The sequence below is a fragment of the Nocardioides sp. 31GB23 genome (assembly GCF_040012395.1).
GTDB lineage: Bacteria > Actinomycetota > Actinomycetes > Propionibacteriales > Nocardioidaceae > Nocardioides > Nocardioides salarius.
The window spans coordinates 1-25,417 of the sequence record NZ_JBDYKJ010000055.1; the positions used below are offsets into that span (position 1 = coordinate 1).

At 74.1% G+C, this 25,417-nt stretch carries 24 protein-coding genes; 9 read left to right on the plus strand and 15 right to left on the minus strand.

Annotated features, from left to right (window positions below):
- Positions 1 to 41: 41 nt before the first annotated feature.
- Positions 42 to 989 (plus strand): NAD(P)H-binding protein, encoded by a 948-nt coding sequence (locus ABKW28_RS16470; protein WP_193669766.1) that lies wholly within the window; start codon positions 42 to 44, stop codon positions 987 to 989.
- A 49-nt stretch (positions 990 to 1,038) separates the two neighbouring features.
- Here the strand turns inward: ABKW28_RS16470 and ABKW28_RS16475 are convergent, their stop codons facing one another.
- Complete coding sequence (locus ABKW28_RS16475; RefSeq protein ID WP_193669767.1) at positions 1,039 to 1,434, minus strand: hypothetical protein; 396 nt, start codon at positions 1,432 to 1,434, stop codon at positions 1,039 to 1,041.
- A 121-nt stretch (positions 1,435 to 1,555) separates the two neighbouring features.
- Between ABKW28_RS16475 and ABKW28_RS16480 the strand changes: the two genes are divergently transcribed.
- The 3 genes from ABKW28_RS16480 to ABKW28_RS16490 are packed head-to-tail and all read left to right on the plus strand — an operon-like array spanning position 1,556 to position 4,159.
- Positions 1,556 to 2,071, plus strand: a complete 516-nt coding sequence (locus ABKW28_RS16480; RefSeq protein ID WP_348611512.1) for a TIGR04338 family metallohydrolase — start codon at positions 1,556 to 1,558, stop codon at positions 2,069 to 2,071.
- Positions 2,068 to 2,874, plus strand: a complete 807-nt coding sequence (locus ABKW28_RS16485) for a DUF2786 domain-containing protein (protein WP_193669769.1) — start codon at positions 2,068 to 2,070, stop codon at positions 2,872 to 2,874. The genes ABKW28_RS16480 and ABKW28_RS16485 overlap by 4 nt, the downstream gene beginning before the upstream one ends.
- 13 nt (positions 2,875 to 2,887) lie before the next feature.
- Entirely contained in the window at positions 2,888 to 4,159 is a 1,272-nt protein-coding gene (locus tag ABKW28_RS16490) for a patatin-like phospholipase family protein (protein WP_348611515.1), read from the plus strand.
- 133 nt (positions 4,160 to 4,292) lie between these two features.
- Here ABKW28_RS16490 and ABKW28_RS16495 read toward each other — a convergent pair whose 3' ends face one another.
- Both ABKW28_RS16495 and ABKW28_RS16500 read right to left on the minus strand, forming a co-directional pair.
- Entirely contained in the window at positions 4,293 to 5,336 is a 1,044-nt protein-coding gene (locus tag ABKW28_RS16495) for an alcohol dehydrogenase catalytic domain-containing protein (protein WP_348611518.1), read from the minus strand.
- A 43-nt stretch (positions 5,337 to 5,379) separates the two neighbouring features.
- On the minus strand, positions 5,380 to 6,264 hold the full coding sequence (locus ABKW28_RS16500; RefSeq protein WP_193669772.1) for an aldo/keto reductase: 885 nt from the start codon (positions 6,262 to 6,264) through the stop codon (positions 5,380 to 5,382).
- A gap of 145 nt (positions 6,265 to 6,409) precedes the next feature.
- Between ABKW28_RS16500 and ABKW28_RS16505 the strand changes: the two genes are divergently transcribed.
- Positions 6,410 to 6,964 carry a type 1 glutamine amidotransferase domain-containing protein gene (locus tag ABKW28_RS16505; protein WP_307822900.1) on the plus strand — a complete coding sequence of 185 codons (555 nt, stop codon included), beginning with the start codon at positions 6,410 to 6,412 and terminating at the stop codon, positions 6,962 to 6,964.
- 71 nt (positions 6,965 to 7,035) lie between these two features.
- Here ABKW28_RS16505 and ABKW28_RS16510 read toward each other — a convergent pair whose 3' ends face one another.
- Entirely contained in the window at positions 7,036 to 8,349 is a 1,314-nt protein-coding gene (locus tag ABKW28_RS16510) for a nucleoside transporter C-terminal domain-containing protein (RefSeq protein WP_348611521.1), read from the minus strand.
- A 93-nt stretch (positions 8,350 to 8,442) separates the two neighbouring features.
- Here ABKW28_RS16510 and ABKW28_RS16515 point away from each other — a divergent pair, with 93 nt between their 5' ends.
- Positions 8,443 to 8,841, plus strand: coding sequence for a hypothetical protein (locus tag ABKW28_RS16515; RefSeq protein WP_341231685.1), 399 nt, complete (start codon positions 8,443 to 8,445; stop codon positions 8,839 to 8,841).
- Positions 8,842 to 8,888: 47 nt separating this feature from the next.
- On the opposite strand, the gene ABKW28_RS16520 is transcribed toward ABKW28_RS16515, so the two are convergent.
- From ABKW28_RS16520 to ABKW28_RS16540, 5 genes are read right to left on the minus strand one after another with little or no spacing between them, the layout of a single operon-like run.
- Complete coding sequence (locus ABKW28_RS16520) at positions 8,889 to 9,917, minus strand: ABC transporter ATP-binding protein (protein WP_204797194.1); 1,029 nt, start codon at positions 9,915 to 9,917, stop codon at positions 8,889 to 8,891.
- A complete protein-coding gene (locus ABKW28_RS16525) occupies positions 9,914 to 10,882 on the minus strand; it encodes an ABC transporter ATP-binding protein (protein WP_348611524.1) in 969 nt (322 codons plus the stop codon). The genes ABKW28_RS16520 and ABKW28_RS16525 overlap by 4 nt, the downstream gene beginning before the upstream one ends.
- Positions 10,879 to 11,799 carry an ABC transporter permease gene (locus ABKW28_RS16530; protein WP_348611527.1) on the minus strand — a complete coding sequence of 307 codons (921 nt, stop codon included), beginning with the start codon at positions 11,797 to 11,799 and terminating at the stop codon, positions 10,879 to 10,881. Before ABKW28_RS16530 ends, ABKW28_RS16525 begins: the two co-directional genes overlap by 4 nt.
- On the minus strand, positions 11,796 to 12,848 hold the full coding sequence (locus tag ABKW28_RS16535) for an ABC transporter permease (protein WP_193669809.1): 1,053 nt from the start codon (positions 12,846 to 12,848) through the stop codon (positions 11,796 to 11,798). The genes ABKW28_RS16530 and ABKW28_RS16535 overlap by 4 nt, the downstream gene beginning before the upstream one ends.
- Complete coding sequence (locus ABKW28_RS16540) at positions 12,845 to 14,713, minus strand: ABC transporter substrate-binding protein (RefSeq protein ID WP_348611530.1); 1,869 nt, start codon at positions 14,711 to 14,713, stop codon at positions 12,845 to 12,847. The genes ABKW28_RS16535 and ABKW28_RS16540 overlap by 4 nt, the downstream gene beginning before the upstream one ends.
- Positions 14,714 to 14,749: 36 nt before the next feature.
- Here ABKW28_RS16540 and ABKW28_RS16545 point away from each other — a divergent pair, with 36 nt between their 5' ends.
- From ABKW28_RS16545 to ABKW28_RS16555, 3 genes are read left to right on the plus strand one after another with little or no spacing between them, the layout of a single operon-like run.
- Entirely contained in the window at positions 14,750 to 16,921 is a 2,172-nt protein-coding gene (locus tag ABKW28_RS16545) for a prolyl oligopeptidase family serine peptidase (RefSeq protein WP_348611533.1), read from the plus strand.
- Entirely contained in the window at positions 16,918 to 18,252 is a 1,335-nt protein-coding gene (locus ABKW28_RS16550) for a M20/M25/M40 family metallo-hydrolase (protein WP_348611536.1), read from the plus strand. The genes ABKW28_RS16545 and ABKW28_RS16550 overlap by 4 nt, the downstream gene beginning before the upstream one ends.
- Positions 18,249 to 19,172: a hypothetical protein gene (locus ABKW28_RS16555; protein WP_348611539.1), complete on the plus strand. Its 924-nt coding sequence runs from the start codon at positions 18,249 to 18,251 to the stop codon at positions 19,170 to 19,172. The genes ABKW28_RS16550 and ABKW28_RS16555 overlap by 4 nt, the downstream gene beginning before the upstream one ends.
- Before the next feature lie 30 nt (positions 19,173 to 19,202).
- Here ABKW28_RS16555 and ABKW28_RS16560 read toward each other — a convergent pair whose 3' ends face one another.
- From ABKW28_RS16560 to ABKW28_RS16585, 6 genes are all read right to left on the minus strand, one after another.
- On the minus strand, positions 19,203 to 20,561 hold the full coding sequence (locus ABKW28_RS16560; RefSeq protein WP_348611542.1) for a TIGR00366 family protein: 1,359 nt from the start codon (positions 20,559 to 20,561) through the stop codon (positions 19,203 to 19,205).
- A gap of 98 nt (positions 20,562 to 20,659) precedes the next feature.
- Complete coding sequence (locus tag ABKW28_RS16565; protein ID WP_193669830.1) at positions 20,660 to 21,163, minus strand: DUF664 domain-containing protein; 504 nt, start codon at positions 21,161 to 21,163, stop codon at positions 20,660 to 20,662.
- Between the two features lie 55 nt (positions 21,164 to 21,218).
- Positions 21,219 to 21,968: an amino acid ABC transporter ATP-binding protein gene (locus tag ABKW28_RS16570; RefSeq protein WP_348611545.1), complete on the minus strand. Its 750-nt coding sequence runs from the start codon at positions 21,966 to 21,968 to the stop codon at positions 21,219 to 21,221.
- 4 nt (positions 21,969 to 21,972) lie between these two features.
- On the minus strand, positions 21,973 to 22,758 hold the full coding sequence (locus tag ABKW28_RS16575; protein ID WP_193669831.1) for an amino acid ABC transporter permease: 786 nt from the start codon (positions 22,756 to 22,758) through the stop codon (positions 21,973 to 21,975).
- Positions 22,759 to 22,802: 44 nt separating this feature from the next.
- The gene (locus ABKW28_RS16580) at positions 22,803 to 23,597 is read right to left on the minus strand and encodes a transporter substrate-binding domain-containing protein (RefSeq protein ID WP_348611548.1); all 795 of its coding nucleotides are present in this window, start codon (positions 23,595 to 23,597) and stop codon (positions 22,803 to 22,805) included.
- A gap of 66 nt (positions 23,598 to 23,663) precedes the next feature.
- A complete protein-coding gene (locus ABKW28_RS16585; RefSeq protein WP_348611551.1) occupies positions 23,664 to 25,256 on the minus strand; it encodes a long-chain-fatty-acid--CoA ligase in 1,593 nt (530 codons plus the stop codon).
- Positions 25,257 to 25,417 lie beyond the last annotated feature (161 nt).

A 25,417-nucleotide genomic window follows, 5' to 3' on the forward strand; every position in this document is an offset into this window, starting at 1 on the left:
CGCCCGCTCCACCCCCTCGCGCGCCCCCTGGGGGCCGGCGCATGAGCCGGGTCCTGGTCACCGGCTCGACCGGGTACGTCGGCTCCCGCCTGGTGCCGGTGCTGCTCGAGGCCGGGCACGAGGTGCTCGCCGCCACCCGTGACGAGGCGGCGCTCGACGACTACCCCTGGGGCGCCCAGGTCGAGGCGCGGCGCTTCGACATCACCGACGAGGACCTCGTCACGCAGGCGGTCGAGGGCGTCGACGCGGTCGTCTACCTGGTGCACTCGATGGCGTCGGGCGAGTTCGTGCGCAAGGACCGCGAGGCCGCCCAGCGGGTGGCGCGGGCCGCCGCGGCCGCGGGCGTCGGACGCGTCGTCTACCTCTCGGGCCTGATCCCGCCCGGCGAGCTCTCCGACCACCTGCGCTCGCGGGCCGAGGTCGAGCAGGTCTTCCTCGACGCCGAGGTGCCGGCCACGGTGCTGCGCGCGGCGATGATCGTCGGCTCGGGGTCGACCTCGTTCGAGCTGCTGCGCCGGCTCAGCGACCGGCTGCCGATCACCCCGGTGCCGAGCTGGATGCGCCGCAGGCTGCAGCCGGTCTCGGTCGAGGACGTGGTCACGGTGCTGGCCGCCGCCATCGAGGGCGAACCGCGCAACCGGGCCTACGACCTGGGCGCCGACGAGGTGCTGAGCTACCCCGACCTGCTGGGCCGCTACGCGAAGGTGGCCGGGCTGCGCCGCTGGCGCCCGATGGTGCCCGGCGTGCCGATGTGGATGGTCGGTAGGGTCAGCGCGCTGCTGACCGGGATGCCCCGCGGCACCGTGGTCGCGCTCGCCGAGAGCCTGTCGCACGACATGGTCTGCGGCGAGGACGACGTGCGCCGCGACCTGGTGCCCGGCCACGAGTTCCTCGACCTCGACGAGGCCATCGCGCGCTCGTTGGGCACCAGCGGCGGCACCACGCGGGTCGGCGACGTGCAGGCGGCCGCGCCCACCGACCCCGCCTGACCCCCGGCTGACCCCGCTGTCCGGCCGGTCCGAACCGGCCGGGTCGTGCTCAGAGGTGGTCGGGGACGATGAGCGCGTCGGGGTCCTGGCGCGGGGGCACGGCGGCCAGCGCGGCCTTGACCAGCGCGATCCGGGTGCGCACCAGCACCGTGCGCTGCAGCCGGCCGACGTCGTCGCCGACCCCGGCCTCGACCGTCTCGCGCACCTGCTCGTCGGTGAACGTGGGCCGGGTGCCGGGCTCGACCTCGACGTCGGGCAGCGCGACGAGCACCGGCAGCACCTGGTCGCCCAGCGCGTCGAGCACCTGGAAGCGCTCCCAGCGGGTCATCTGCTCCCACACCTCGTCGACGTCGAGCTTCTGCTTGCGCACGTCCTTGCGCGTGGCCAGCACGGACTTGGCCGCACCCGCCATCGCCTGGGTCATCTCGTTCTCGGTGAAGCGCACACCCCCATCATGGCTGCTGCGCCTGTGGAGGACCACGACGGGCGTCGGTGCGACCGGGTAGGAAGGACCCCGCGCAGCACCCCCGACCCGCACCGAGCACCCGACGAGAGGACGAAGTCCCGTGAGCCCCACCTCCGCGCCCCGCGACCGGCACCGCTCGACGGTGTACGACGCCGAGGACGCCGTGGGCCGGGTCCTCGAGCGGGGCGGCACGATCGAGCACTACGGCTCGACGCTGGTGCTGCCGGGGCTGCGCAAGTTCGGCGACGTGGCCGACGTGCCGGCCTACCTGAGGCGCGTCCTGGCCCATCCGCCGGTGGCGGCGCTGCCGCGCGCCGGCGTCCCCGTGGCGGTGCGCGAGCGCCGCGGCGCCCGGGCCGCGCACTACGAGCCGGCGGGGGCCGCCGGGCCCACGATCGCGGTGCCGCCGTACGCCGCCGGCGGGGGCTGGGCGTTGAGCGAGACCACGGTGCTGCACGAGCTGGCCCACCACCTGGGCCCCGACCTGCCTGCCCACGGGCCGGTGTTCCTGGCCCACCTGCTGCACCTCTTCGAGCACGTCATCGGCCCCGAGGCCGCCCACCTGCTGCGCGTGGCCCTGGCCGAGCGCGGCGTGACGACAGGAGCACCCCTGTGAGCACCTTCATCGACAAGCTGGCCAAGGTGCTGGCCCAGGCCGAGGCCGCCTCCACCCCCGAGGAGGCCGACGCGTTCCTGGCCAAGGCGCAGTACCTCTCGACCCGTTGGTCGATCGACCTGGCCACCGCGCGCCAGCACACCGCGCGCCAGGAGCAGCGCGCCGAGCCGGTGCAGCGCACGATCACCATCGGCGAGGCCCGGGCGATGGGCAACTCGCGCCTGGTCGCGCTCTTCCTGGCCTGTGCGCTGCCCAACGACGTGCGCGCCGACGTGGCGCGCAACTCCACCACCGTCTACGCCTACGGCTTCCCCAGCGACCTCGAGGTCGTCGAGGCGCTCTACGTGCACCTGGCGCTGCAGATGGTCCACGACGCCGGTGTCTTCCTGGCCAGCGACGCCCACCTGGTCGGCGGGGCGGTCTGGAACCCGCGCACCCGCAGCTTCGCCCCGCCCAGCAAGAAGACGGCCCGGCTGGCGTTCTACGAGGCCTTCGTCGAGCAGATCGCCACGCGGCTGTGGGCGGCCCGGCGCGACGCCGAGGCGCGCGCGGAGCGCGAGCGGCTCGAGCGCGAGGAGCCCGACACCGGCGCGTCGACCGCACTGGTGCTGGCCCAGAAGGAGGCCGAGGTCGCCGACTACTACACCCGCACCTCCACCGCCCGGGGCTCCTGGCAGGCCGGGCGGCGCCGCACCGGGCTCGACGGCGGGGTCGCGGCGTGGGAGGCGGGGGCGCGCTCCGGCGCCGAGGCCCGGCTCAGCGCCGCCCAGCGACTGCCTGGCGGGCGCACCCAGATCGCGTGAGAACCTGGGGCCGATGACTCCCACCGACTCCTCACCGACCCCGCAGCCCTCGGGCCGCACCTGCCTGGTGCTCGACGCCGGCGGTGCCCGCTCGGCGTACCAGGTGGGCGCGCTGGGGGTGCTGCTGCCCGCGCTCGAGGCCGACGGCCACCGCCCGACGCTGCTGGTCGGCACCAGCGCCGGGGCGCTGCTCAGCGCCGCCCTGACCTCCACGGCGCACCTCGACCCGGAGGAGCAGGCGGAGCGACTGCACGACGTGCTGGCCCAGGCCACCAAGAAGAAGGTGATGCAGCCGCTGTGGCGCCAGGCGCCGGTGGTGCTGGCCCGCTACGCCTCCGAGACCCTGGGCCTGACCGGTTTCCGGCTGCGTGGCCTCTTCGGCACCGGGCCGCTCGCCGCGACCCTGCAGCGCGCCATCGACTGGGAAGCGCTGCACGACAACCTCGACGCGGGCCGGGTGGAGGCGCTGGCGCTGACCGCCACGGCGGTGCGCACCGGGCGGGTCACGCTCTTCACCGAGGCCACCGCGGCGTACGGCGACCTGCCGGCGCCGCTGGCCCAGCACCACCGCGCCTACGTGCGCGCCCGCATCGGGGTCGAGCACCTGATGGCCTCCTCGGCCATCCCCGCGCTGTTCCCCTCGGTGCAGGTCGACGAGCCGGCCGAGGCCGCCGGCTGGTACGTCGACGGGGCGACCCGGCGCCGGGTGCCGATCGCGCCCGCGGTCGAGCTCGGCGCCGATCGCCTGGTGGTCGTCGGCACCGGCGCCATCCGTCCCGCGGAGGCCGACGCCGAGCGCGACCGGCAGCCCGTCGACCTCGGCGACGGCGGCGCGACCCTGCTGGGGGCGGTGATGGACGACCCGCTGCGCCACGACCTGCGCCGCCTCGCCGACACCAACGTGCTGGCCGCCGACGCCGACCTCGCGCCGCACCTCGACCGGCACCGCCGCGAGCGCGGCCGGCCGCCGCAGCGGGTGCTGCCCTACGCCGCCGTGGCCCCCGAGCACGGCGAGGAGCTGGCCCAGCTGGCGATGGACGTCTTCCGCAGCAACCACGGCACCCTGCGCCGCACCCTCGGCGACCCCGACCTGCAGGTCATGCACCGGCTGATGGGCAGCGACAGCCCGCTGCAGGGCGAGCTGCTGTCCTACCTGATGTTCGACCCCGACTTCTTCGACGAGGCCGCCGCGCTGGGCCGCCGTGACGCGCAGCGCTGGCTCGAGGCCAACGACGGGCTGTGGCGCACCGGCCACCTCGACCCGCCCAGCGGCGCCCGCACCTGACCGCGAGCCGGCGCCAGTTCCGCGCGAGCCCGCGCCAGTTCCGGTGCAGATGAGGGTTCAGGCCGGGTCGGCGCGAAGTTCAGGCCGGGTCGGGGTGAAGTTCAGGCCGGGTCAGCGTGAGATCTGGGCCGGGTCAGCGGTGCGGGAGGACGACGGTGGCGCCGCCCGCGCCGGCGCCGGGCTCGCCCAGCGCGGCCAGGCGGCGGGCGCCCTCCTCGAGCCCCACCCGGTCGCGCAGCAGCAGGTCGGGGCGCAGGGTGCCGTCGGCGACCAGGTCGAGGAGGCCGGGGTAGCCGGTGGCCGACAGGCCGTGGCTGCCCAGCACCTGCAGCTCGCGGGCGACCACCAGCCCGAGCGGCGCTCCGGCGTCGGCGTCGGCCCCACCGAGCAGGCCGACCTGCACGTGGCGCCCCCGCGGGCGCAGGCAGAGCAGCGAGGCGCCGGCCACCGCGGCGGCCCCGAAGGCGTCGAGCGAGACGTCGGCGCCACCGCCGGTCAGGTCGAGCAGCGTGTCGACGACCGGCGCGGCGTCCGGGTCGACGGGGGTGGCCCCGAGCCGCGCGGCCAGGTCGCGCGAGGCCGGTGCCGGGTCGACGGCGTACACCTCGGCCCCCAGCGCCCGCGCCACCATCACCGCGGCGAGCCCGACGCCGCCGCAGCCGTGCACCACCACCCGCTCGCCGGCGCGCACGGCCCCGACCTGGGCCACCGCGCGGTACGCCGTCGCGACGCGGCAGCCGAGGCCGGCGGCGACGTCGTCGGGCACCTCGTCGGGCAGCCGCACGAGGTTGGTGTCGGCGCGCGGCAGCGCGACCAGCTCGGCGAAGGAGCCCCAGCCGGTGAAGCCGGGCTGCTCCTGCCGCTCGCAGACCTGCTGGTCACCGCGGCGGCAGGTCGCGCACGTGCCGCAGGCCAGCACGAACGGCGTGGTGACCCGGTCGCCGACCCGCACCGAGGAGGCCGCCGCACCGACCTCGACCACCGTGCCGGCCAGCTCGTGGCCCGGCACGTGCGGCAGCCGCACGCCGTCGTCGTGGCCCTGCCAGGCGTGCCAGTCGCTGCGGCACAGCCCGGTCGCCCCGACCCGCACCACGACCCCGTCGCGGGGGCAGGGCGGGTCGGGCAGCTCGGCGACCGTCAGCGGTCCGCCGAAGGTCTCCATCAGCACGGCTCTCACGGCGCGGAGCCTACGGTCCGCCCGGGCCGGACGCGCCGAGCCCTCAGGAGGCGTCGAGCGCGGCCAGCTCGTCGGGGGTCAGCTCGATCTCGGCCGCGGCGGCCGAGTCGGTGATCGACTGCGGCCGCTTGGCGCCGGGGATCGGGATGACCACGGGCGACTGGGCCAGCTCCCAGGCGAGCGCGACCTGCTGCGCGCTGACCCCGCGGTCCTCGGCGACGCGGGCGAAGGCGGGGTGCTTCTCGGCGAGCTCCTTGGCGTCGGACAGCCCGCCCAGCGGGCTCCAGGGCAGGAAGGCCAGGCCGAGCTCCTCGCACACGTCGATCTCGGGCTGGCTGGAGCGGAAGGCGGGCGAGAACTGGTTCTGCACGCTGACCAGCGCGTCACCGAGCACCGAGTGGGCGAGCCGGATCTGGGCCGGGTCGGCGTTGGAGAGCCCGATGCGCGCGACCTTGCCGGACTCGAAGATCTCCCGGAGCGTGCCCACGACGTCCTCGTAGGCCACGTCGGGATCGGGACGGTGGTGCTGCCACAGCGCGATCTGCTCGACCCCGAGCCGCTCGAGGCTCGCGTCGACGGCCGAGCGCAGGTGGCCGGCCGAGCTGTCCAGCGCCCAGGCGCCCCCGCCGGCGCGCACGTGACCGCCCTTGGTGGCCAGCAGCACCTGGTCACGCACCCCCAGCTCGTCGAGCAGGCCCGCGACCAGGCGCTCGTTGGCACCCTGCGCGTCGGCGCCGAGCTCGTCACCGGGGCCGTAGGCGTCGGCGGTGTCGAAGAGCGTCACGCCCGCGGCGAGGGCCGCGCGCATCGTGTCGAGCAGCTGCTCGCGCGGCTGCGCCCCGGACTGGTCGAAGGTCATCAGGCCCAGCCCGATGGCGCCGACCTGGACGCGCCCGACGGTGTCGTTGCCGATCTCTCGTGTCTGCATGTCCCCTGTCTACCCGCCCGGCCCCACCCGCAACCCGCGCAGGCCCCCGGTCACCCCTGGGGGTGTCGAACGCCCCCACGACGGCTGGTGCAGTAGAGGCACCGAACGACGCGGGCCCCGACGGCCCCACCCCCAGGAGGACATCGTGAGCACCGACCTGACCGGCAAGCGCGTGGCATTCATCGTCGCCCAGTCGGGCGTCGAGCAGCCCGAGCTCACCCAGCCCTGGCAGGCGATCGAGGACGCGGGCGCCGAGGCCGTGCTGATCGCCCCCGAGACCGGCAAGGTGCAGGCCTTCGAGAGCGACGTCAACGAGGCCGGCACCTTCGAGGCGACCCTGAGCCTGGCCGACGCCGACCCGGCGACCTTCGATGCCGTGGTGCTGCCCGGCGGCACCACCAACGCCGACCAGCTGCGCGTCGAGGAGGACGCCGTGGCCTTCATGCGCGAGATCGTCGACGCCGGCAAGCCGGTCGCCTCGATCTGCCACGGCCCCTGGACCCTCGTGGAGACCGGCCGGCTCGAGGGCAAGACCCTGACAAGCTTCCCGAGCCTGCAGACCGACATCCGCAACGCCGGCGCGACCTGGGTCGACGAGGAGTCCTTCACCTGCCAGCACAACGGGTGGACCCTGGTCACCAGCCGCAACCCCGGCGACCTCGACGCGTTCTGCGAGGCGGCTATCGCCGCCTTCGCCTGAGGGACCACCCGGCTGCGGGACGACCGGTCACTCGTGCACCACCGACCGGTCAGTCCCGCACCACCGAGCGGTCAGCCGATCAGGATGCCGGCGATCGCGGCGCTCATCAGGTTGGCCAGCGTGGCCGCGAGGATCGCCCGGAGCCCGAGCGAGGCGATGTCGGGACGACGCTCGGGGGCGATGCCCCCCAGCCCGCCGAGCAGGATGCCCAGCGAGCCCAGGTTGGCGAAGCCGGTGAGCGCGAAGGTCACGATGGCGGCGGTCTTGTCGCTGAAGCCCCCGATCACCTCGCCGAGGTTGGCGAAGGCGACGAACTCGTTGACCACCACCTTCTGGCCCACGAAGCTGCCGGCCTCGACCGCCTCGCCCCACGGCACCCCGATGGCCGACATCAGCGGGGCGAAGACGTAGCCGAGGATCTCCTCGATCGTCAGGTCGCCGGCGCCGAACCAGGCGCCGACACCGCCGACGACCAGGTTGACCAGCGCGATCAGGGAGATGAAGGCCAGCAGCATCGCGCCGATGGTCGCGGCCAGCCGGAGCCCGTCGGCCGCGCCGTTGGCGGCGGCGTCGATGACGTTGCGCGCCCGCATCCCGTCGTCGGCCGGCCCCTTGCTCTCGGCGGCCTCCTGCTCGGCGCGCAGCATCTCGTCGGCGCTCGCCCAGTCGTCGCCCGAGCCGGCGACCGACGACCCCTCGTCACCCGCGCCCGCCTCGTCGCCGTCGACGACGCGCTCCTCCGGCAGGATGATCTTGGCCATCAGCAGCGCCCCCGGCGCGGCCATGAAGCTGGCCGCGATCAGGTAGTCGAGCCGCGCCCCGAGCAGCGAGTAGCCCACGAGCACCGACCCGGCGACGGTCGAGAGCCCGCCGACCATCACGGCGAAGAGGCCCGAGCGCGACAGGCCGGCGACGTAGGGCCGGATCACCAGCGGCGCCTCGGTCTGGCCGACGAAGATGTTGGCCGCGGCGTTGGTCGACTCGGCCTTCTCGGTGCCGAGCAGCCAGCCCAGGCCGCCGCCGAGCACCCGCACGACCCGCTGCAGGATGCCGAGGTGGTAGAGCACCGCGGTCAGCGCGGCGAAGAAGACGATGACCGGCAACACCTGGAAGGCGAAGACCTGCCCCTCCTCGGGCAGCACCGGGCCGAAGAGGAAGCCGATGCCCTCGCGGGAGGAGTCGATGACCGACTGCACCGCCTTCGAGGCGGCCTCGAGAGCGCGCTGGCCCACCGACCAGTAGAGGACCACGACGCCGAAGACGATCTGCAGCCCGAGCGCTCCCAGGACCGTGCGCGGCCGGATCGCCCGCCGGTCGCTGGAGACCAGGAAGGCGATCGCCAGCAGCACCAGCATGCCGCCGGCACCCCAGAGGACGTCGATCATCACTTCACCTCTCGCACCCGTGGGTCGTCGACCGGCCGGCCGACGCGTGGGTCATGCTGGCACGCGATCCCACCGAGCCGCAGGAGGCACCGCATGAGCCTGGTCCGAGACGTCCTGGCCAGCGCCCAGCGCCTGCCGCTGGGCGTGCAGGCGTGGGTGTTCATGGTGCTGATGCCGGTCAACCTGGCGGCGCTGGTCGCGCTGGGCCAGCCCCTCGGCCCGCTGGTGGCCGCGCTGGCGGTGGGCGCGCTGGCGCTCAACGGCGTCGTGATGGTCCTCGACCGCGGCTTCTCGCTGGCGATGGCGCTGCCCCACGTCGCGCTGTGGGTGCCGCTGCTCGGCCTGGTCGCCTACCTGCTGCTGGGGCGCGACGACGTCGGCGGCGTCTACGCGGCGTACCTCGTGGTGCTGCTGGTCGTCGACGCGGTCTCGCTGTGGTTCGACGTGCCCGACGCCAAGCGCTGGCTCGACGGGCAGCGCGACACCTTCTGACCCCCACGGCCCCGGCCCCGGCCAACCACCCCGAGCCCGTACGCCGCTCAGTCGCGCGCCGCGACCAGATGGCAGGCGCTGACGTGCTCGTCGACCGCGGGCAGCACCGGCAGCGCGGTGCCGCGGCACGCCTCGGCGACCCCGGCGGCCGCGGCGCTGCCGTCGGCCAGCGCGGGGCAGCGCGGGTGGAACCGGCAGCCGTCGGGGATGCGGGTGGGGTCGGGCACCTCGCCGGTGAGCACGACCTGCTCGCGGCGCTGCGACTCGGGCACCACCGACAGCAGCGCCCGCGTGTAGGGGTGCTGCGGGTCGCCGAGCACCTGCTCGGTGGGCCCCGACTCGACGACCCGGCCCAGGTACATGACCGCGGTGCGGTCGGCGATGTTCCAGGCCAGGCCCAGGTCGTGGGTGACCACCAGGACCCCGAGGCCGCGCTCCTCGCGCAGCCGCAGCAGCAGCGCGAGCAGCTCGCCGCGCACGGAGGCGTCGAGCGAGGAGACCGGCTCGTCGGCCACCAGCAGCCGCGGCTCGAGGGCCAGCGCGCCGGCGATCAGCACCCGTTGGCGCTGCCCGCCCGACAGCTCGTGCGGGTAGCGCAGGTAGAACCGCTCGGGTGGTCGCAGCCCGGCGGCCGCGAGAGCCGCGCCCACGCGCTGCTCCTCGCTCGGCCCGCCGCCGCGGCCACCGGCCAGCCCGTGCAGGCGCAGCCCCTCGGCCACCGACTCGTAGACGGTGTGGCGCGGGTTGAGCGCCCCCGCGGGGTCCTGCAGCACCATCTGCACCTGCCGGCGCACCGCCTTCAGGGCGCGCGCACCACGCCCGAGCGGCACGCCGTCGAGGCGGACCTCGCCGGCCGTGGGGGCCTGCAGGCCCACCAGGGTGCGGGCCAGCGTGGTCTTGCCCGAGCCCGACTCCCCCACCAGGGCGACGATGTCGCCCGAGCGCACGGTCAGGTCGGCGCCGTCGAGCGCGGTCGCGACCGCGCCGCCGCGGGTGCCGAACTCCACGCGCACCCCGCGCGCCTCGAGGGTGCGCGTGCCGAGCGCGGCCGGGCCGGGCGTCGTCTCGATGCTCATGGCTCCCCGATCCTCCAGCAGGCCGCGGTGCGCCCGGGCAGGTGCTCCTCCAACGGCGGTTCCTCGCTGCGGCAGCGCTCCACGGCCCGCGCGCACCGGGGCGCGAACGAGCAGCCGGCGACCGACTCGCGGGGGTCGGGCGGGTCGCCCGGCAGCCCTGCCGGGGCGTAGCGCGAGGCCGGGTCGCCGACCCGCGGGAAGGCCGCCGACAGCGCGGCGGCGTAGGGGTGCAGTGCGCGGCCGAAGACCTCGTCGGCGAGCCCCTGCTCGACCACGCGGCCGGCGTACATGACGGCGATCCGGTCGCAGACGTCGGCGAGGACCGACAGGTCGTGGCTGATCACCACCATGCCGACGCCCAGGTCGCGCACCAGCCCCGAGAGCAGGTCGAGCACCTGCGCCTGCACCATCACGTCGAGGGCGGTCGTCGGCTCGTCGGCCACCACGAGGTCGGGCCGGCAGGCCAGCGCCATCGCGATCATCACCCGTTGGCGCTGCCCGCCCGAGAGCTGGTGCGGGTACGCCGCCGCCCTCGCGGCCGGCAGCCCCACCTGCTCGAGCAGGTCCGTGACGCGCGCGTCGACCTCGTCGTCGCCGACCTCGGGCTCGTGCACCCTGATCGGCTCGCCGATCTGCACGCCCACCCGGCGCACCGGGTTGAGCGAGTGCAGCGCCCCCTGGAAGACGATCGAGGCACCCGCCCAGCGCACCGCCCGCAGGTCGCCCCAGCGCATGGTCAGCACGTCGGCGCCGTCGAAGAGCACCGCGCCGGTGACGTCGGCGCTGGCCGGCTGCAGCCGCAGCACGGTGCTGGCCAGCGTGGACTTGCCGCAGCCGGACTCGCCGGCGATGCCGAGCACCTCGCCGCGCCCGACGCGCAGGTCGATGCCGCGCACCGCGCTCAGCGGGCCCTCGTCGGTGCGGTAGGTGACGTGCAGGTCGCGCACGTGCAGCAGGTCGCTCATCGGCGCTCCCGCAGCCGGGGGTCGAGCACGGACTCCAGCGCCTGGCCGACCAGGGTGAAGGAGAGCACCACCAGCACCACGCACACGCCGGGCGGCACGATGAACCACCACGAGCCGGTGGTGATGGCGCCGACCCGGAAGGCGTCCTCGAGCATCGAGCCCCACGAGACCCGGGTGGGGTCGCCGAGCCCGAGGAAGCTGAGCGTGGTCTCGGCCAGGATCGCCACCGCCACGGTCAGGGTGGTGTTGGCGAAGACCAGCGGCGCCACGTTGGGCAGCACGTGGCGGCGCAGCAGGTGCAGGTGGCCGGCGCCGAGGCCGCGGGCCCGCTCGAGGTAGGCGCGCTCCTTGATCGAGAGGGTCTGGCTGCGGATCAGCAGGGCGGTGCTGGTCCACGACGTCACACCGATCACCAGCGCGATGTTGAGCAGCGAGCGCCCGAGCACGCTGGCCAGCACGATCGCCAGCGGCAGGAACGGGATCACCAGGAACCACTCGGTCAGCCGGAAGAGCAGCGCCCCGGGCCAGCCGCCGAAGTAGCCGGACAGCAGGCCCACCAGGGTGCCGATCACCATCGAGATGACGGTGGCCATCAGCCCGACCAGCAGGCTGACCCGCGCTCCCCAGATCAGCAGCGTCAGCACGGAGCGGCCGTTGTCGTCGGTGCCGAGCAGGTACGCCGTCGAGGGCGGCTGCAGGACCCCGCCCTGGGCGCGGGTCACCGAGAGGCCCTCGGCGTCGGCGATGACGGGCGCCAGCAGGGCCAGCAGCACGAAGCCGGTGAGCACGACCAGGCCGGCGACCCCGGAGCGGTGCCGGCGGAACTCGCGCCACCCCCGCCACCAGGCGTCGTGGCGGCGCCGGCGGGCCAGCTGCGCTGCGCTGGTGTCCGCGGCGGGGCTGGCGGGGGCGCTCACGTGCGCACCCGCGGGTCGAGGACGCCGTAGAGCAGGTTGGCCAGCAGGTTGGCCAGGATCACGCCGACCGAGGCGACCAGGAAGGCGCCCTGCAGCACCCAGTAGTCGGGGATCTCGAGGGCCTCGGTGGCCAGCAGCCCCAGCCCGGGGATGGAGAAGACCGTCTCGACGGTGATGGCGCCGGCGACCACGAAGCCGAAGTTGAGGGCGATGACGGTGGTGGCGGGCAGCAGCGCGTTGGGCACCGCGTGCCGGTTGCGCACCGCCTGGTCGCGCAGGCCCTTGGCCCGCGCGGTGGTCAGGTAGTCGGAGCCGAGCTCGTCGAGCAGCGAGCTGCGCATGACCAGGGCGTAGTCGGCCAGGTAGGCCAGGGTCAGGGTGAGCACCGGCAGCGTCAGGTGGCGCGCCACGTCGAGCACGCCGCCCGGCGACCACGGGTCGACGTCGACGGAGTGCAGCCCGCCGGTGGGGAACAGCCCGGGCACCGGCCCGAAGCCGACGGCGAGGGTGGCGATCAGCAGCAGGCCCAGCCACCACTCGGGCATCGAGTAGAGGGTGAGCGAGGCGCCGGTGGACAGGCGGTCGAAGCGCTGGCCCCGGGCCCAGGCGCTGCGCACCCCGAGCCACATCCCGACCAGCGCGGCCAGCAGCGTCGAGGTGCCGACCAGCAGCAGGGTCGGCCCGATCCGGTCGACCAGCAGGTCGGCGACCGGCACCCGGTAGCGCAGCGAGATCCCCAGGTCGCCGCTGAGCGTGTTGCCCAGGTAGGTCAGGAACTGCTGGGGCAGCGGCTCGTCGAGCCCGTACGCGGCGTTGAACTGCTCGAGCTGCTCGGGCGAGCTGAAGCGGCCCCGGCCCAGGGTGCGGGCGGGGTCGCCGGGCAGCACCCGGAAGAGGAAGAAGTTCACGACCAGCACGAAGGCGAGGCTGCCCAGGGAGCCCAGCACCTTGCCGCCCGCGTAGCGCCCGTAGCCGCCCCGGGACCGGCGGGCCCGGGGCGGGGCCGCGAGCGCCCCCTCGGGCCCGGCCGCGCTGGCCGCGAGGGTCACTCGCGGTCCTCGGCGGTCCCGCGGCGGCGTACGACGAGGACGGCGACGCCGGCGACCAGCAGCACGACCAGGCCGCCCGCCCCGACCAGCAGCCCGGCGCCCGGGCCCTCCTCGTCACCGGCGGCCGCGGCCTCGGTCGCGCTGGTGGCGCCGTCGCAGTCGCCGGCCTCGGCGGCGGGCCGGATCGAGCGGTAGGTGTGGGTGCCCTGCTGGAAGATCCACTGCCCGGTCTCGGCCGGCTGCTGGAGCAGGCAGGCGAAGCGGTCGCTGCGCACCGCCTGGCCGGTGGTGTTGTAGGCCGTGACCAGGTAGGGCGCGTCGCGGAAGAGGGTCTCCTGCATCGCCTTGACCTGCTCGGCGCGCACCTCGGGGTCGAGCTCGGAGCCCTGGGCCTCGAAGAGCGCGTCGTACTCGTCGTCGCAGTACCAGGAGTCCGACCAGTTGCCCCGCTGGTCGCAGGTCATGTAGCTGAGCATCGAGGTCGGGTCGGCGTCGACGAACCAGCCCCACTCGAAGGCGTCGAACTCTCCGGCCAGGATGATGTCGGTGAGCTTGGAGGACTCCACGGTGGTCACCTCCGACTCGATGCCCAGGTCGGCCAGCCACTCCTTGAAGTAGGCCATCACCTTGGTGGAGGTGGCGGAGTCGGAGCGCGCGAACAGGCGCAGGGTGCCGAGCGGGGAGCCGTCGGGCAGGGTGCGCAGGCCGTCGGCGCCGACGGTGTAGCCCGCCTCGTCGAGCAGCGCGGCGGCGCGCTCGGGGTCGTGGGCCAGGTCCTCGGCCGGCGGCTCCCAGTGGAACGTGGCGTAGCCCGGCGGCACGATCGTCGAGCCCGGCCTGCCGGCGCCCTGGTAGACGGTGTCGACCAGCTGCTGGCGATCGAGCGCGAGCCCCACGGCGAAGCGGAACTCGGGGTCGAGCACGGCGGGGTTGGGGTCGCCGATCGGCTCGCCGGTCTCGAGGTCGACCGAGCCGGCGTTGAAGGAGATCTCGTCGAAGCCGGGGGTGTCGGCGTTCTGGGCCAGCACCCCGTCGCGGCCCTCGAGGGAGTCGACCTGCAGCGCCGAGATGCCCTCGACGAAGTCGACCTCGCCCTTGACCAGCGCCTGCACGGCGGGGTCCTCGCTCTTGAAGACCCGGAAGACGACCTCGTCGACGTGCGGGGCGCCGTTCCAGTAGTCCGGGTTGGCCTCGAAGCGGTACGTCGAGCCGCCCGCGGTGCCCTCGACCAGCCGGAACGGCCCCGAGCCGACGACCGGCGCGCCGTCGGTCGGCTCGGCCGCGAACGACTTCATCGCCTCGCCGCTCACCTCCGACCACACGTGCTGGGGCACGATCGGGATCGGCACCATCGGCAGCACGCTGTTGGGCCGCGACAGGCTCATCACCAGCGTCGTGTCGTCGGGGGCCTCGACCTCGGTGACGCCGGCCAGCCACGACTTCCAGGTGGCCGACTCGGGACCCTTGCCCAGCACCCGCGAGTAGGTGAAGGCGAGGTCGTCGGCGGTCAGCGGCTCGCCGTCCGACCAGGTGACGTCGTCGCGGATGGTGAAGCGCCACTCGAGACCGTCGTCGCTGCTCTCCCAGTCGGTGGCCAGTGACGGCTGCAGGGACAGGTCCTCGGTCGAGAAGTCGACGAGGTAGTCGTAGGTCAGCGCCCACATCTCGTAGGACTCGACCTCGATGCCCAGGAAGGGGTTGAAGCTGTCGACCTCGTTGAGCAGCGCGACGGTGAAGCGCGCCGGGTCGCCCTCGCCCGCCGCCGCGGCGCCGCCGGACAGCCCGCCCAGCATGCCGACCGGGAGCAGGCAGCCGGCCAGCAGCCCGGCCAGCAGCCCGGCCAGCAGGCGGCCCGGCCGGACCACTGCCGCGCGCCGCCGCTTCGTCGTACGTTGACGCCCGTGAAGCCACCCGCGCCCCCGGTCGCCGCCCGCCGACCGCACACCCACCGCGAGCACGGGCTCGTGCGGCACGACCCCTACGCCTGGCTGCACGACGTGACCTCGCCGGAGGTGCTGGCGCACCTTGCTGCCGAGCGGGCCTACTACGACGCTGCCTCTGCGCATCTGCACTCCCAGGTGGTGGGGCTGGCCTCCGAGATGGTGTCCCGGGTGCCGACGGACGAGCGGTCGCCGTCGTGGGAACGCTCGAGGTTTTCCTACTACACCGAGCACTCCGCCGGTAGTGAGTACGCGGTTATTCGCCGAAGAATTCGCAGCGATAAGTCACATGGTGAGACGAAATCCGTCGCAGATCAAGATTTTACCGATGTATTCCGTAGCGGAGCGTCGCTCGACGACGAGGTCGTCCTCGACGTCGGCTCGCTCGACACCGGCAGCGGCCACCTCGAGCTCGGGCTGGCGCTGGTCAGCCCCGACGAGCGGCTGCTGGCCCACGCCGTCGACACCACCGGCGACGAGGTCTACCGGCTGCGCTTCCGCGACCTGGGCACCGGCGAGGACCTGCCCGACGAGGTGCCGCGCTGCTACTACGGGGGCGCCTGGAGCGCCGACTCCGGCGAGTTCTTCTACACCGTCCACGACGACGCCTACCGCCCCCACCAGGTCTGGCGGCACCGGCTGGGCGGCGACGTCGCCGACGACGTGCTGGTGCTCAGCGAGCCCGACGAGGCCTTCGAGCTGCACCTGCGCGCCAGCCGCAGCGGCGAGCTGGTGGTCATCCTCAGCGAGAGCCGCACCACCAGCGAGACCTGGGTCGTCGAGACGAGCGACCCGGCCGGCGCCCCGCGCTCGGTCGGCGGACGGCGCCCGGGCGTGGTCTACCGCGCCGAGCACGTGCGCGGGCCGGGCGGTGGCCACCTGCTGCTGGTCACCGACGACGGCGCCGAGGAGTTCCGGCTGGTCCGCGCCCCCGTGCCGGCCACCGCGACGGGGCAGGACCACACCAGCTGGGTGGAGGTCCGCGGCGAGGACCCGGCCGAGCGCCTCGAGCGGGTCGACGCCTTCGCGGGCCACGTGGTGCTGAGCCTGCGCACCCACGCCGAGCACCGCTTGCGCCTGCTCCCCCACGACGACCTGGCCGGGCCCGGGGTGGTGGTGGCCAGCGGGTTCGCCGGCGGCGCCGTGCACCTCGACCGCTGCACCGACTACGACGCCACGTCGGTCACCGTGCACGACCGGGCCCACGTCGAGCCCAGCCGCTGGCTCGACGTCGACCTCGCCAGCGGCGAGCGGCGCCAGCTCGGGCGCCAGCAGGCTCCGGGCCACGACCCCGGCCGCTACGTCACCGAGCGCCGGCACCTCCCCTCCGCCGACGGCACGCCGGTGCCCGTCACCCTGGTGCGGCACCGGGACACCCCGCTCGACGGCACCGCGCCCGCCCTGCTCTACGCCTACGGCGCCTACGAGTACGTCTTCGAGCCCGAGTTCGACCCGGCCCTGCCCAGCCTGCTCGACCGGGGCGTGGTCTTCGCCCACGTGCACGTGCGCGGCGGCGGGGAGGGCGGGCGGCGCTGGTGGCTCGAGGGCCGGCTGGCGGCCAAGCAGCACTCCTTCACCGACCACCTCGCGGTGGCCGACGCCCTCGACGGGCTCGTCGACGGCCGCCGGCTGGCCACCCGAGGCCTCAGCGCCGGCGGGCTGCTGCAGGGCGCGGTGCTCAGCCAGCGGCCCGAGCGCTGGCGCGCGGTGGTGGCCGAGGTGCCCTTCGTCGACGTGGTCACCACCATGCTCGACGCGAGCGTCCCGCTCACGGTCAACGAGTGGGAGGAGTGGGGCGACCCGCGGCGGCGCGAGGACCACGCGTGGATGCTGGCCTGGTCGCCGTACGACAACCTGCCGCCGGCGGGGTCGCGCCCCGACCTGCTGGTCACCGGCGCGCTGCACGACCCGCGGGTGCTGGTGCACGAGCCGGCCAAGTGGGTCGCGGCGCTGCGCGAGAGCGATCCCGCGTGGGGCCCGCGCTGCCTGTTCCGCTGCGAGGTGGGCGCCGGGGCGCACTCCGGGCCCTCGGGGCGCCTGGCCCACCTGCACTACGAGGCCGAGGTCTACGCCTGGGTCCTCGACAAGCTGCTGCACGAGACGCGTGCCGAGCCCGAGGGGACCCTGCGATGACCGGCAGCGTGCACGACGAGGTGCTGCGGGTCGCCCGCGACCTGATCCGGATGGACACCAGCAACGCGCCCGCCGAGGCGCTCGGACGACCGCCCGGTGAGGAGACCCAGGCCGCGGAGTACCTGCACGACTACCTCAGCGGCCACGGCGTCGAGTGCGAGCTGGTCGCGCGCGACGAGCGGCGCGCCAACCTGGTCGCCCGCATCCCCGGCAGCGGCGAGGGGCCGTCGCTGGCTTTCGTCGGGCACACCGACGTGGTGCCGGCCGACGCCCGCGACTGGACCCACCCGCCGTTCGAGGCCGTCGTCGACGACGACGGGTGGCTGTGGGGCCGCGGCGCGATCGACATGAAGGGCGAGGTGGCCGGGCGCGCGGTCGCGATGGCGGCCCTGGCCCGCTCGGGCTTCCGGCCGCGCGGCGACCTGTGGCTGCTGGCCGTCGCCGACGAGGAGGACGGCATGTACGACGTCGGGATGCGCTGGCTGCTCGAGGCCCGCCCCGACATCCGCCCCGACCTGGCGCTCAACGAGGGCGGGGGCGAGCGGATGGTGCTCAGCGACGGCCGCGTCGTGCTGCCGGTCGGGGTCGGCGAGAAGGGCACCTACCCGGTGCGGGTCACCGCCGTCGGCGAGGCCGGGCACGCCTCCACCCCCACCATCGGCGACAACGCGGTGCCCCACCTGGGCGAGGTGCTGCGCCGCATCGGCCTCGGCACCGCCGAGCCGCAGCGCTCCCCGCTGCTCGAGCGGACCCTGGAGATCCTGCTGGGCGAGGCGCCCGGCGACCTCGGCGAGGCCCTGGCCCGCGCGGGGCGGCTGCAGCCGCTGCTGCTCGACGTGCTGCCGGCGCTGGTCGGCACCACCATGGCGCCGACCCTGGTGGGCGGCTCCTCCAAGCGCAACGTGATGCCGGCGCGCGCCTGGGTCGAGCTCGACTGCCGGATCCTGCCGGGCACCACCGAGGCCGACGTCGAGCGCGCCGTGCGGGCCCGGCTCGGCGACGACCTGCGCTACGAGCTGACCTGGCCCGAGCACCTCGTCGCCGGCAGCAGCTCGCCGGAGGAGTCGCCGCTGATCGACGCGATCGGCGCGGTGCTCGCCGAGCAGGGCGAGACCGGCAGCCTGCTGCCGCTGCTGGGCACCGGCTTCACCGACTCGGTCTACCTGCGCGCCGGCGCCGGCACGACGGCGTACGGGTTCAACCCCTACCGGGCGACCTCGGCCGAGGTGGTCGCCGAGGGCTTCCACAACGCCGACGAGCGGGTCCACGTCGACGACCTGGCCCACAGCGTCGCCTTCCACGAGGCGCTCGCGCGCCGGGTGCTCGGATGAGCACCACCGGCCCGGTGATGACGGTCCTCGGTGCGGTGCCGGCCGCCGAGCTGGGCGTGGTCCTGCCCCACGAGCACCTCTTCAGCGACCTGCTGCGCGAGTACCGCAGCCAGGGCGTCCTCAACGACGAGGACCTGGCCGTCGAGGAGGTACGCCGCTTCGGCGCGGCGGGCGGCGGCACCCTGGTCGACCTCACCACGGTCGAGATCGGTCGCGACCCGGCCGCGCTGCGGCGCGTCTCGGCGGCCTCGGGCGTGCACGTGGTGATGGGGTGCGGGCACTACCGCGACCCGTACCTCGACCGCGCCTGGTTCGACCGCACGAGCGTCGAGGAGGCCGCCGACCTGCTCGTCGCCGAGATCGCCGACGGCGTCGGGCCGGAGTCGGTGCGTCCGGGGATCATCGGCGAGATCGGCTGCGACCAGGGCTGGGTCTCCGCCGCCGAGGAGCGTTCCTTCCGCGCTGCGGCGCGGGCCCAGCTGCGCACCGGGCTCACCGTCTCCACCCACGCCGCCCGGCGCCCGGTGGGGCTGGCCCAGCTCGACCTGCTCGAGCACGAGGGCGTCGACCCGCGCCGCGTGGTGGTGGGCCACTGCGACACGGTGCCGCAGCCGGCGTACCACCTCGAGCTGGCACGGCGCGGCTGCTTCGTGCAGATGGACGGGCTCGGCACCGACGGCGCCTTCCACGAGCACCGCACCCTGGGCTTCGTGCAACGCCTCGCCGACGCCGGGCACCTCGAGCAGGTGCTGCTCTCGCACGACGTCTTCCTGCCCGAGCACCTGCACGCCCACGGCGGCACCGGCTACGACCACCTGCTCGTCGCCGTCGTCCCGGCGCTGCGCGAGCGCGGGTTCGGCGACGACGACGTGCGCACGCTGCTCGTCGACAACCCGCGCCGGGCACTGACCGGCGTGTGAGCACCGGACCGACCCGGACCCCGTTGAGCCTCAGCCGGCGCCGACGAGCAGCAGGGTCGAGACGAAGACGACGCCGGTGATCACCAGCACCACGCTGGTGTAGCCCATGATGTCGCGCACCCGCAGTCCGGCGACCGCCAGCAGCGGCACCGCCCAGAACGGCTGGATCATGTTGGTCCACTGGTCGCCGTAGGCGATGGCCATGATCACGACCGGCTGGGTGACGTCGAGCGACTCGGCGGCCGAGGCGAAGATCGGCGCCTGCAGGGCGAACTGGCCGCCGCCCGAGGGCACGAAGAGGTTGAGCAGGCCCGCGGAGAGGAAGGCGAAGACGCCGAGCGTGCCGGGCGTGGCCGCGTCGACCACCCAGCTGCTCAGCATCTCGGCCAGGCCGCTGGCGGCCATCATCGCCGCGATGCCGGCGTACAGGGGGTACTGCAGCAGCACCTCGACGACCGTGCGGCCGCCGCGCGCGACCAGGGCGGCGAGCTGGCGGGCGTTGGCCACGACCAGCAGCACCAGGCACAGGAAGGTCCAGTTGACGATGTCGAGGGTCAGGTCGAAGCCGTTGTCGAGGAAGTAGACGACCAGGTAGAGGCCCAGCGCCACGCCCATCACGGCGGTGACCAGCCTCGAGGTCTCGAGCCGGTCGGCGGGCGAGCCCGCCTCCTGGGCGCCGCCGGTGCCGGCAGGCTCCTCGGACTCCTCCAGCGCGGCCTCGGGCGCGGCGCGCACGGCCTCGCCGTCGCCGGGGGCCATCAGCGGCATCGCCACGGCGATCACCAGGAGCGTCACGCCGATGGCGGCCAGGTTCCACCAGGCGAAGATGGTCTCGGAGACGGGCACGACGCCCATGTCGAGCGTCGTCGCGTAGACCCCGGTCTCGGTGGCGGCGTTGAGCGGCCCGGAGCCCGAGTAGCCCATGTGCCAGACCACGAAGCCGGTGTAGGCCGAGGCCACCAGCAGCGGGTAGTGCAGCGGCGTGCCCCGCTCACGGAAGCGACGGGCGACCTCGACGGCCACGACGCCGCCGACGATGAGCCCGAGCCCGAAGCTGAGCAGCGAGGCCACCCCGGCCACCACGGTGACGAAGGCGTACGCCGCCCGCGGCGAGCGCGGCAACCCCGCCACCCGGGTCAGCAGCCGGTGCACCGGCGGCAGGTTGGCCAGGGTGTAGCCCAGCAGCAGCACCAGCGCGACCTGGGTCATGAAGGCCAGCAGGCCCGTGAGCCCGTCGCCCCAGGCGAGCACCAGCTCGCGCGGGCCGGTGTCGGTCAGGCTCAGCGACAGCACCGCCACCAGCAGGGTCAGGGCGACCGCGAAGACGAAGGCTCCGGGCATCCAGCGTTCGACGAAACGGCTCGCCGGACCGGCGATCTTGCGCAGCATTGGGACCTCCCGAGAGGCCACGCCCGAGACGGCTGTGGCGTGGCTCACCCCACCGTGCCGGGCACCCCGCCGTCAAGCGTGGCGCGCGCCGGTGGCGCTCAGCGCCCCAGCAGCCCGCGCACGTACGCCGCCTGCCCGGCGTGCTGGGCGCAGTCGTCGGCCACCGAGACCAGCCGGACCCCGAGCGTGACGGGCGGGTCCCAGCGCTCGTCCACCACCCGGTCGAGGTCGGCGGCGTCCAGGCCGTGCACCCAGGGGCGCATCGCGCCGTGCACCTCGCGGAAGTAGTCGCCGAGCAGGTCGGCCGGCACCCGCACCGCGGCCACCTCGTCGCTGCTGTGGCCGAAGCCGGTGTCGGCGGGGTCGAACGGCAGCCCCAGCCGCTCGGCGTACCCCGACGCGACGTGCACCTGCTCGCGCCCGGCCGCCGCGGCGACGTGGTCGTCGTAGACGCGGGTCAGGTGCCAGACCAGCCAGCCGATGGTGTTCGCCCCCGGCCCGGGGCGGTGGGTCAGGGCGTCGACGTCGAGACCGTCGAGGACCGCCTCGACGTGCTCGGCGACGCGGTCGAGGGAGTCGGCCAACAGCTCACCAGGCGTCATGCCCCGACCGTACGTCGCCCGCAGCTCCCGTCACAGCACCCTGTCACGCACCCTGTCACAGCACCTTGGAGAGGAACTCCTGGGTGCGCGCGTGCTGCGGGTCGGAGAGCACCTCGGCGGGGTCGCCCTCCTCCATGATCACGCCCTCGTCCATGAAGACGAGCTTGTCGCCGACCTCGCGGGCGAAGCCCATCTCGTGGGTCACCACCATCATCGTCATGCCCTCGGAGGCCAGCGACTTCATCACCGCGAGCACGTCGCCGACGAGCTCGGGGTCCAGGGCGCTGGTCGGCTCGTCGAAGAGCATCAGGTCGGGGTCCATCGACAGCGCCCGGGCGATGGCGACGCGCTGCTGCTGGCCGCCGGAGAGGTGCGCGGGGTAGGCGTCGGCCTTGTCCTCCAGGCCCACCCGGGCCAGGTTCTCCCGGGCCTTCTTCTCGGCTTCCGCCTTGCCTCGCTTCTTGACCCGGCGCTGGGCCAGGGTCAGGTTGGCGGTGACGGTCAGGTGCGGGAAGAGGTTGAAGGACTGGAAGACCATCCCGATGCGCGAGCGCACGTCGTTGAGGTCGGTCTCGGGGTCGGTCATGTCGACGCCCTCGACCAGCACCCTGCCCTTGGTCGGCACCTCCAGCCGGTTGACGCAGCGCAGCAGCGTCGACTTGCCCGACCCGGAGGGCCCGATCACGCAGACCACCTCGCCGTCGTCGACGTGGAAGTCGATGCCCTTGAGGACCTCGTTGTCGCCGAACGACTTGTGCAGCTGCTGGACGTCGATCGCGTGCTCGTAGGCGGGTGTGCTCGTCACGGGTTCAGCGTCCTCTCGCGCCGCGGCGCTCCATGTAGGCCACCAGCCGGGTCAGCGGCAGGGTGACGGCCAGGTACATCAGGGCTGCGATGGTCAGCGGCGTCGAGTTGGCCACCGAGGAGACCCCGTCGCGGGCGAACGTGGTGAGCTCCTGCTGCGACAGGGTCATGCCGACGATGAACAGCAGCGAGGTGTCCTTGATCAGGATCACCAGCTCGTTGGTCAGCGGGGGGATCACGATCCGGAAGGCCTGCGGGAGCACCACCGAGATCATGGTCCAGCCCCCCGGCATGCCGAGCGAGTGGGCCGCCTCGACCTGGCCCTTGGGGACGGCCTGGATGCCGGCGCGGATCGTCTCGGCGATGTAGGCCGCCGAGACGACGATGAGGGCGATCAGGCCGGCTCCCGCGTTGCCACCGGGCGGGCGCCACTGGAAGGCGATCGGCACCGCGAAGGCGAAGGTGAAGATCACCAGCAGGGCCGGCAGGCCGCGGAAGAACTCGATGTAGGCCGTCGCGACCCATCGGTAGGGCGCCACCGGCGAGAGCTTCATCAACGCGAGGACCAGGCCGAAGACCATGCCCCCGGCGAACGCGATCGCGGTGTAGATGATCGTGTTCTTCGCCGCCACCACGACCACGTCGGGGAAGAGGTCCTTGGCGATCTCGACGTCGAAGAACGCCTCCTGGATGGCCGGCCAGTCCGCGGCCAGGACCAGCGCGGCGACGGCGGCCACGAAGATCGCGTACAGCGACCCGCGGGTGAGACGGGTCTTCGTGGTCCTCTTCACGAGGGACTCCTCAACGGTGGTCGGCTACGGACGACGCAGCAGCGTCAGGAGTCGGAGAAGTACTTCTCGTAGATGGTGTCGTACTCGCCGCTGTCGCGGAGCTCCTGGAGGTTCTCGTTGATGGCCTCGAGGAGGTCCTCGCTGCCCTCCTCCTTGACCGCGAAGCCGTAGGACTCGTCGGTGTCGTACTCCTCGACGATCTCGTAGGCACCGTCGTCGGTGTGGTCGAGGTTGACGGGCAGGTCCTGCAGGACCGCGGCGACGCCGCCGGAGTTCAGGGCCGCGTAGAGCTCGGCGTCGCTGGGGAAGGAGACCAGCTCGGCGCCCTCGGGCACGTTGTCCTGGGCGTACTGCGCGCCGGTGGTGCCCTGCTGCACGCCGACCTTCTGGCCGTCGAGGTCCTCGATCGAGGCGACGTCGCCGCCGGCCTCGGCCAGGAGCGACTGCTTGGAGTCGTAGTAGGGCTCGGAGAAGTCGAGGTTCTCCTCACGCTCCTCGGTGATCGTCATCGCGCTGGCGACCATGTCGCACTGCCCGGCGGCCAGGGACGCACCGCTCTGGAGGCCGTCGAAGCCGGCGTCCTTGACGACGACCTCGAGGTCCATCCCGGCCGCGATCGCGTCGACGATCTCCATGTCGAAGCCGGTGTAGCCGGTCGGCGAGGAGTCGTCGGGGTACTCGAACGGCTTGTACGGAGCGTCGGTGCAGACCGTGAGCTGACCGGCGGAGCCGAGCTCGGGCTCGCCTTCGGCCGCCTCCGGCTCGTCCGAGCCGCACGCGGAGAGGCTCAGCGCGAGGGCGGTGGCCACGGACAGGGTCTTCAGTGCCTGGGACTTCACCCGAGAATCCTAACTGCGCACGAGACGAGGGTCGCGGGCGCCCGAGGGTGCGGCCGGCGTCACGGGTCAGCGCAAGGCTGCGCGCAGCTCCGCCTTGGCGAGCTTGCCGGTGCCGGTCTTGGGCAGGGAGTCGACGAAGACCACCTCGTCCGGCACCCACCACCTCGCCACGGTCGGGGCGATGTGGCTCTTCACCTGCTCGGCGGTCAGCGCCGAGCCCGCTCGTCGCACGACGTACGCGACCGGGCGCTCCATCCAGCGCGGATCGGGCCGAGCGACCACCGCCACCTCGTCGACCTCCGGGTGCGACCCGATCGCCGACTCGAGCTCGGCCGAGGAGATCCACTCCCCACCCGACTTGATCAGGTCCTTGAGGCGGTCGACCAGACGCACGGTGCCCGATGCGTCGAGCGTGGCGATGTCACCGGTGCGCAGCCACCCGTCGTCGGTGTGGCTCTCGGTCGTGGCCCGGTGCAGGTACGCCGACGCCACCCACGGCCCGGCGACCTGCAGCTCCCCCGCGCTGGCCCCGTCCCAGGGCTGTGGGGCACCGGACTCGACGTCGACGACGCGGACCCGGACCAGCGGCAGCGGCTGCCCCTGGGCGGCCAGGGCCTCCTCGCGCGAGACGGGGTCGAGGGCGTCGTGCTCGCTGCGCAGCCCCCCGACCGCTCCGACCGGGCTCACCTCCGTCATCCCCCACGAGTGGGTCAACGGCAGCCCCCATGCCTCCTCGTAGGCCCGCGACAGGGCAGGGGCGACCGCCGACCCTCCGGCCAGCAGCAGGCGCACCGCCCCCCGTGCGGTGCCGGCCAGGCCGGGCACCAGGCTCGTCCACACGGTGGGCACGGCAGCAGCGACGGTCACCCGCTCGGAGTCCATGAGGGCCAGCAGGTGGGCGGGGTCGCTGGAGCGTCCCGGCAGGACCAGGTCGGCACCGGCGAGCAGCGCGCCGTACGGCAGCCCCCAGGCGTTGGCGTGGAACATGGGGACGATCGGCAGCACCACGTCGCGCTCGTGGAGACCGATGTAGCCCGCGAGCATCGTCCCCATCGAGTGCAGCAGCGTCGACCGGTGGCTGTAGACCACGCCCTTGGGGGGGCCAGTGGTGCCGGAGGTGTAGCAGAGCCCGGCGGCGAGGTCCTCGTCGTCGCGGGAGAAGTCGTCCTCGAAGGAGCCCTCGCGCGGCGCGGACACCGCCAGGAGGTCCTCGTAGTGGGAGATCCTGGGGTCCTGCGGGAGGTCCGCGGTCGTGCCGTCGGGCAGCACCACCCAGTGCCGCACGCCCAGGTGGCGCACTCCCGCCCACACGCCCGCGAGATGGGCCCGGTCGACGAAGACGACGTCGTCGCCCGCGTCGGCGATGACGTGCTCGAGGTGCTCGGCCGGCAGGCGGGTGTTGATCGTGTGCAGGACCCGCTTGCTGACCGGTGCGGCCGCGTAGAGCTCCAGGTGGCGGCGGTGGTTGGCGGCGAGCGTCCCCACCGTCGCGCCCTCGGGGACCTCCAGGGAGTCGAGGGCGGTGACCAGGCGGCGTACCCGCCCCGCCCAGGCCCGGAAGGTCAGCGTCTCGTCGCCGGCACTGACGATCCGCTTGTGGCCGAACATCGACTCGGCGCGCTCGACGACGTGCGCCACGCTCAGCGGTCTCGACTGCATGAGGCCTTCCATCTGCGCTGCTCCCGGGGGTCGTGGGTCGTGGGCCGACGCCCGTGCTGCTCGTCGCACCGGCGCCCGCTCAACCTAGGCGCGGCGGGGACGCCGCCAGGAGGTGTGGATGTCACACACATCGAGACTCCCGGGTGTGCGGCTGGGCTACC